Genomic DNA, 5,939 nt, shown 5'->3' with positions numbered 1-5,939 from the left:
CCTCCGAGTCGGAGGGGCCGCCCCACGGGCGTTCGGGGTGCGGGCGGGCGTCAGACGCCGCCGCGCGTGCCCAGGTGGTGGACCTGGACCATGTTGGTGTTGCCGGGGACGCCGGGGGGCGAGCCGGCGGTGACGATCACGGTGTCACCCTCGTCGAGGCTGCTGATGCTCTGCAGCTCGCGGTCGACCTGGCTCACCATCTCGTCGGTCGAGCCGACCTGCTCGGTCACGTACGACTCGACGCCCCAGCTCAGGGTGAGCTGGTTGCGGGTGGCGGCGTCCGGGGTGAACGCGATCACCGGGATCGGCGAGCGGTAGCGCGACAGGCGGCGGGCGGTGTCACCGGACTTGGTGAACGCGACCAGCGACTTGGCGTTCAGGAAGTCGCCCAGCTCGCACGCGGCGCGGGCGATCGAGCCGCCCTGGGTGCGCGGCTTGCGGCCCGGGTTGAGCGGCTGCAGGCCCTGCTCCAGCAGTGCCTCCTCGGCCGTCTCGGCGATCCGGCTCATGGTGCGGACCGTCTCGACCGGGTACTTGCCGACGCTCGATTCGGCGGACAGCATGACCGCGTCGGCACCGTCCAGGATGGCGTTGGCGACGTCCGAGGCCTCGGCGCGGGTCGGGCGCGAGGCGTGGATCATCGACTCCATCATCTGGGTGGCGACGATGACCGGCTTGGCGTTCCGGCGGGCCAGCGTGATCAGCTGCTTCTGCACCAACGGCACCCGCTCCAGCGGGTACTCGACGGCGAGGTCGCCACGGGCGACCATGATGGCGTCGAAGGCGAGGACGATCTCCTCCATGGCCTCGACGGCCTGCGGCTTCTCGATCTTGGCGATGACGGGGACGCGCTTGCCGACCTCGTCCATCACCTTGTGCACGTCGTCGATGTCGGCGGCGTTGCGGACGAAGGAGAGGGCGACCATGTCGACGCCCAGCTCCAGGGCGAAGCGGAGGTCGTCCTTGTCCTTCTCGGACAGGGCGGGGACGTTGACGGCCGCACCGGGGAGGTTGATGCCCTTGTTGTTCGAGAGCACGCCGCCCTCGATGACCACGGTCTTCACCCGCGGGCCGTCGACGCTGACGACCTCCAGGGCGATGACGCCGTCGTTGATCAGGACCGGGTCGCCGGGCTTCACGTCGCCGGGCAGGCCCTTGTAGGTGGTGCCGCAGATGTGCTGGTCACCGGGGACGTCCTCGGTGGTGATGGTGAACTCGTCGCCGTTGTCGACGGTCACCGGTCCGTTGGCGAAGGTGGCCAGACGGATCTTCGGACCCTGCAGGTCGGCGAGGATACCGATCGGGCGACCGGTGTCCTCCGAGACCTGGCGGACCTTGTGGTACCGCTCCTCGTGCTCCGTGTGGGAGCCGTGGCTCATGTTCAGTCGGGCGACGTTCATGCCCGCCTCGACGATGGCCTTCAGCTGTTCGTAGGAGTCCGTCGCGGGACCCAGGGTGCAGACAATTTTCGCTCGGCGCATATGGATCAGTCTATCCGTTCGTGTTATAGGTGCATTCGGCCCGAATCGGGAGGAATCGCCAACGAAGCATTCCGAGGCCTGAGACGCGGGGCACCCTCGGGCCCCGCGCCCCTCAGGCCGGGGTGTGCACCAGGGCGAAGGCCTGCCGGGCGATCTCCAGCTCCTCGTCGGTGGGCACCACGGCGACCGTGACCCGGGGAGCGCCGCCGGTCCGCAGGAACGCCGGGGAGATCACCCGGGCCCGGCCGGAGCGGACCGAGTTCAGTGCCGGGTCGACGGCGATGCCCAGTGCCTCCAGCCCGGCCGTCGCCGCCTCCCGCACCGGCGCCGCGTTCTCGCCGACACCGGCGGTGAACGCGATCGCGTCCACCCGGCCCAGCACGGCGTAGTAGGCGCCGATGTACTTGCGCAGCCGGTGCACGTAGCTGCGGAAGGCCAGCTCCGCGTCCGGGTCGCCCTCCTCGGCCCGGCGCATGATCTCCCGCATGTCGTTGTCCCCGCACAGGCCGAACAGGCCGGAGCGGCGGTTCAGCAGGTCGTCGATCTCGTCGATCGACATCCCGCCGACCCGGTGCAGGTGGAAGACCACGCCCGGGTCGATGTCGCCGGAGCGGGTGCCCATCACCAGGCCCTCCAGCGGGGTCAGCCCCATCGAGGTCTCCACGCAGACGCCGCCCTGGACGGCGGAGGCCGAGCCGCCGTTGCCCAGGTGCAGCACGATCACGTTCACCTCGGCCGGGTCCCGGCCGAGCAGCCGGGCGGTCTCCCGCGAGACGTACTGGTGGGAGGTGCCGTGGAAGCCGTACCGGCGCACCCGGTGCTCGTCCGCCACCTTCCGGTCGATCGCGTAGCGGGCCGCGTACTCGGGCATGCCGGTGTGGAAGGCGGTGTCGAACACGGCGACCTGCGGCAGGTCGGGGCGCAGGGCGCGGGCCACCTCGATGCCGGTGATGTTCGCCGGGTTGTGCAGCGGCGCGACCGGGATCAGCCGGCGGATCTCGGCCAGCACCTCGTCGGTGACCACGGTCGGCGCGGTGAAGCGCAGGCCGCCGTGCACCACCCGGTGGCCGATCGCGGCCAGCTCGGGGGACGCCAGGTCGAGCCCGTCGGCGGCGAGCTCCGCGGCGACCGCCTTCAGGGCGGCCTCGTGGTCGGGGAAGACCTGCGGCGACTCGCGCCGCTCCCCGCCCGGCGGGGTGTGCACGAGCTGGCCGCCGGGCTCGCCGATCCGCTCGACCAGGCCGGAGGCGAGGCGGGAGCCGTCGAGCATGTCGATCAGCTGGTACTTCACCGACGAGGAGCCGGCGTTCAGCACGAGGACGCGGGTGCCTTCGCTCAACTCTGCTGCGCTCCTTCGGGGTTGTTCACGAGTTGGCCGGTCTGGGCCTGGATGGCGGTGATCGCCACCGTGTTCACGATGTCCTGGACGAGTGCGCCGCGCGACAGGTCGTTGACCGGCTTGCGCAGGCCCTGCAGGACCGGGCCGACCGCGACCGCGCCGGCCGACCGCTGGACGGCCTTGTAGGTGTTGTTGCCGGTGTTCAGGTCGGGGAAGATCAGCACCGTCGCCCGGCCGGCCACCTCGGAGCCCGGCAGCTTGGTCGCGGCGACGTTGGCGTCCACCGCCGCGTCGTACTGGATCGGGCCCTCGACCAGCAGGTCGGGGCGCAGTTCGCGGACGATCCCGGTGGCCTTGCGGACCTTGTCCACGTCGGCGCCGGAGCCCGAGGTGCCGGTCGAGTACGAGAGCATCGCGACCCGCGGCGCCACGCCGAACTGGGCGGCCGTCCCGGCGGCCTGGACGGCGATGTCGGCGAGCTGCTGGGCGTCCGGGTCGGGGTTGACCGCGCAGTCGCCGTAGACCAGCACCTCGTCGGCCAGGCACATGAAGAAGACCGAGGAGACGATCGCCGCGCCCGGCGAGGTCTTGATCACCTCGAAGGCCGGCCGGATGGTCGCGGCCGTGGAGTGGACGGCGCCCGAGACCATCCCGTCGGCGATGCCCTCCTGGACCATCAGGGTGCCGAAGTACGAGACGTCCGTGACGACGTCCAGGGCCAGCTCCACCGTCATGCCCTTGTGGGCGCGCAGCCGGGTGTACAGCTCGGCGAACTGCTGGCGCAGCGGGCTGGTCGCCGGGTCGACGATCCGTACCTGGGCGCGCTCCCCGGCCGCGTCCGGCTGCGTCGCGCTGTCGGCCGGCAGCGTGATCCCCAGCCCCGCGGCCCGCCGGCGGACGGCGTCGGGATCGCCGAGCAGGGTGAGGTCGCAGATGTTGCGGCGCAGCAGGATCTCGGCGGCGCGCAGCACCCGCTCCTCGGTGCCCTCGGGCAGCACGACGTGCTTGCGGTCCGCGCGGGCCCGCTCCAGCAGCGCGTGCTCGAACATCATCGGCGTCACCCGCTCGGACCGGCTCAGCTCGATCCGCTTGGTCAACTCGGCGGTGTCCACGTGCAGTTCGAACAGGCCGAGGGCGATCTCGGCCTTCCGGGGGCTGGCCGCGCTGAGCTTGCCCTCCAGGTGGGTCAGGGCGGCGGCGGTGATCCAGCTGCCCTCGGGGACGACCGCGACGGGCGTGCCCGGGGCGAGCCGGGTGGCCAGCGCCATCACGTTCGGACCGGGCTGCTGCCCGAGCGTCAGCAGGACGCCGGCGATCGGCGGGGCGCCGGCGGCGTGCGCGGCGAGCGAGCCGATCAGCAGGTCGGCGCGGTCCCCGGGGGTGACGACCAGCGCCCCCTCGGTCAGCGCGGTGAGGAAGGTCGGCAGCATCGCGCCGCCGAACACGAACCCGCGCACGTCCCGGGCCAGGCCCGCCGCGTCGCCGAGCAGCACCTCCGCACCGGTCGCCTCGACCAGCTGCGCCACGGTCGGCGCGGCCAGCGCCGGCTCCTCGGGGATCACGTACGCCGGGACGGGCAGCTTCTCGCTGAGCGCGGCCAGCACCTGCTGCTTGGCGCCGGGGGCGACCCGGTTGGCGATCATCGCCAGGCTGGAGCAGCCCAGGTCGCGGTAGGCGCGGTAGGCGTTGCGGACCTCGGCGACGACCGCCGCCGGATCCTCGGCGTGCCCGCCGACCACCGGGAGCACGGCGGCGCCGAACTCGTTGGCGAGCCGCGCGTTGAAGGCCAGCTCGTCGGGGATGTTGGTGTCCGCGAAGTCGGTGCCCAGCACCAGGACGGCCTGGCACTTGCGCTCCAGCGCCCGGAACCGCTCCACCAGGGCGCCGACCAGTTCGTCCTGCCCCTGGGCGGCCTGGAGTGCGGCGGCCGCCTCGTAGGTGAGGCCGTACAGCTCGGTGGTGGGCAGGTCGAGCCGGTAGCGGTCCCGCAGGAGTTCGACGACGTGGTCGCTGCCCGCCTCGCCGGGCGCGTGCGCGTGCACGAGCGGGCGGAAGACGCCGACGCGGTCCACCTGACGGGTGAGCAGTTCCATGACCCCGAGTTCGACGGCCTGCCGGCCGTCCCCCCGGTCGATCCCGGTCACGTACACGCTGCGCGCCACGTGGTGTCTCCGTTCGGTGAGGGGCGCTCCCGGCTCGTCGTTGGCGGGAGTTTCTTCGACCATACCTTCGCATTCGCCCCGGGCGTCCGCATGCGGGTGGCGGCGCAGGGGGCCGGGCAGCGGGTTCAGCCGACCAGGTCGGCGAGCGTCACGTAGAGCTTCACGCGCCCGCCCTCGACCGTGACCCCGGTGCAGAGGTCACGCCGGTCGATCAGCCAGCCGTTGGCGCGACAGGTCTCGTGCGGACGGCCGAGCGCGCGGACGATCCCCTCGCCGGTCAGCCCGGTGGTGCTGCCGATCTCCAGCAGGCGGTAGCAGTTGCCGGAGCCGCAGCTGCTGGACTCCGAGACCACGGTGAGGCCGGCCGGCAGCCGGGGCACGGCCCGCTCGGGGGGCACCTCGGCCGACAGGGTCAGCACGTACAGCAGGGCGCCGCAGAGGGTCAGTGCGAACTGGGCCGCCAGCAGGCCGGTGACCGCGCTCCGGCGGCGCGCCCACTCGCTCCCGCCCGGCCCCTCCTGGTGCCGTTCGAGGCCGACGCCGAAGGCGATCAGCAGCGCCGTCACCGGTACGTGGAGGAGGTGCGCGTCGGCCCGGGGCGCGGACACCCAGCCGTGCTGCACGGCCACCAGCAGGCCCGCACAGGCCGCCAGCGCGACGCCGACCGTCGGGCCGGCCTGCCTGGTCCGCGCGAGCAGCCCCCAGGCCGACAGCGGCACGACGGCGAAGACCAGGCCCAGCAGGAACCACACGGGCGGGCCCCCAGGGCGGACGACGGCAGTACGGGATGGGACGCCGTGCGCCGCCCCGCGGTTCCGGGCCCGGGGCGCGTCACCGGCCCGCGGACGCAACCGGTCGCAGCCCAGGGGCCGAGAAGACCCCGGGCACGGGATCCGGGCGGGTGCCGGCCGGGTCGTGACACGGCGAGGTGGCCGGCGCGCGTGTCGCGCGCCGGCC

At 72.9% G+C, this 5,939-nt stretch carries 4 protein-coding genes; all 4 read right to left on the bottom strand.

Going from position 1 to position 5,939, the window contains the following annotated elements:
- Nucleotides 1–50: 50 nt before the first annotated feature.
- The 4 genes from pyk to ACFUK0_RS39215 all read right to left on the bottom strand — a co-directional run bounded on the left by pyk (nt 51) and on the right by ACFUK0_RS39215 (nt 5,734).
- Nucleotides 51–1,481 carry a pyruvate kinase gene (pyk, locus tag ACFUK0_RS39230; protein ID WP_380258708.1) on the bottom strand — a complete coding sequence of 477 codons (1,431 nt, stop codon included), beginning with the start codon at nt 1,479–1,481 and terminating at the stop codon, nt 51–53.
- A 112-nt stretch (nt 1,482–1,593) separates the two neighbouring features.
- Nucleotides 1,594–2,820 (bottom strand): acetate kinase, encoded by a 1,227-nt coding sequence (locus tag ACFUK0_RS39225; RefSeq protein ID WP_380258706.1) that lies wholly within the window; start codon nt 2,818–2,820, stop codon nt 1,594–1,596.
- The gene (gene pta, locus ACFUK0_RS39220) at nt 2,817–4,982 is read right to left on the bottom strand and encodes a phosphate acetyltransferase (protein ID WP_380258704.1); all 2,166 of its coding nucleotides are present in this window, start codon (nt 4,980–4,982) and stop codon (nt 2,817–2,819) included. Before pta ends, ACFUK0_RS39225 begins: the two co-directional genes overlap by 4 nt.
- A 125-nt stretch (nt 4,983–5,107) precedes the next feature.
- Entirely contained in the window at nt 5,108–5,734 is a 627-nt protein-coding gene (locus tag ACFUK0_RS39215) for an MFS transporter (RefSeq protein ID WP_380258702.1), read from the bottom strand.
- Nucleotides 5,735–5,939: the final 205 nt, after the last annotated feature.

The sequence above is a fragment of the Kitasatospora sp. NPDC057223 genome, from assembly GCF_042669755.1.
Taxonomy (GTDB): Bacteria; Actinomycetota; Actinomycetes; order Streptomycetales; family Streptomycetaceae; genus Kitasatospora.
This window is presented reverse-complemented; position numbering and strand designations above follow the sequence as displayed.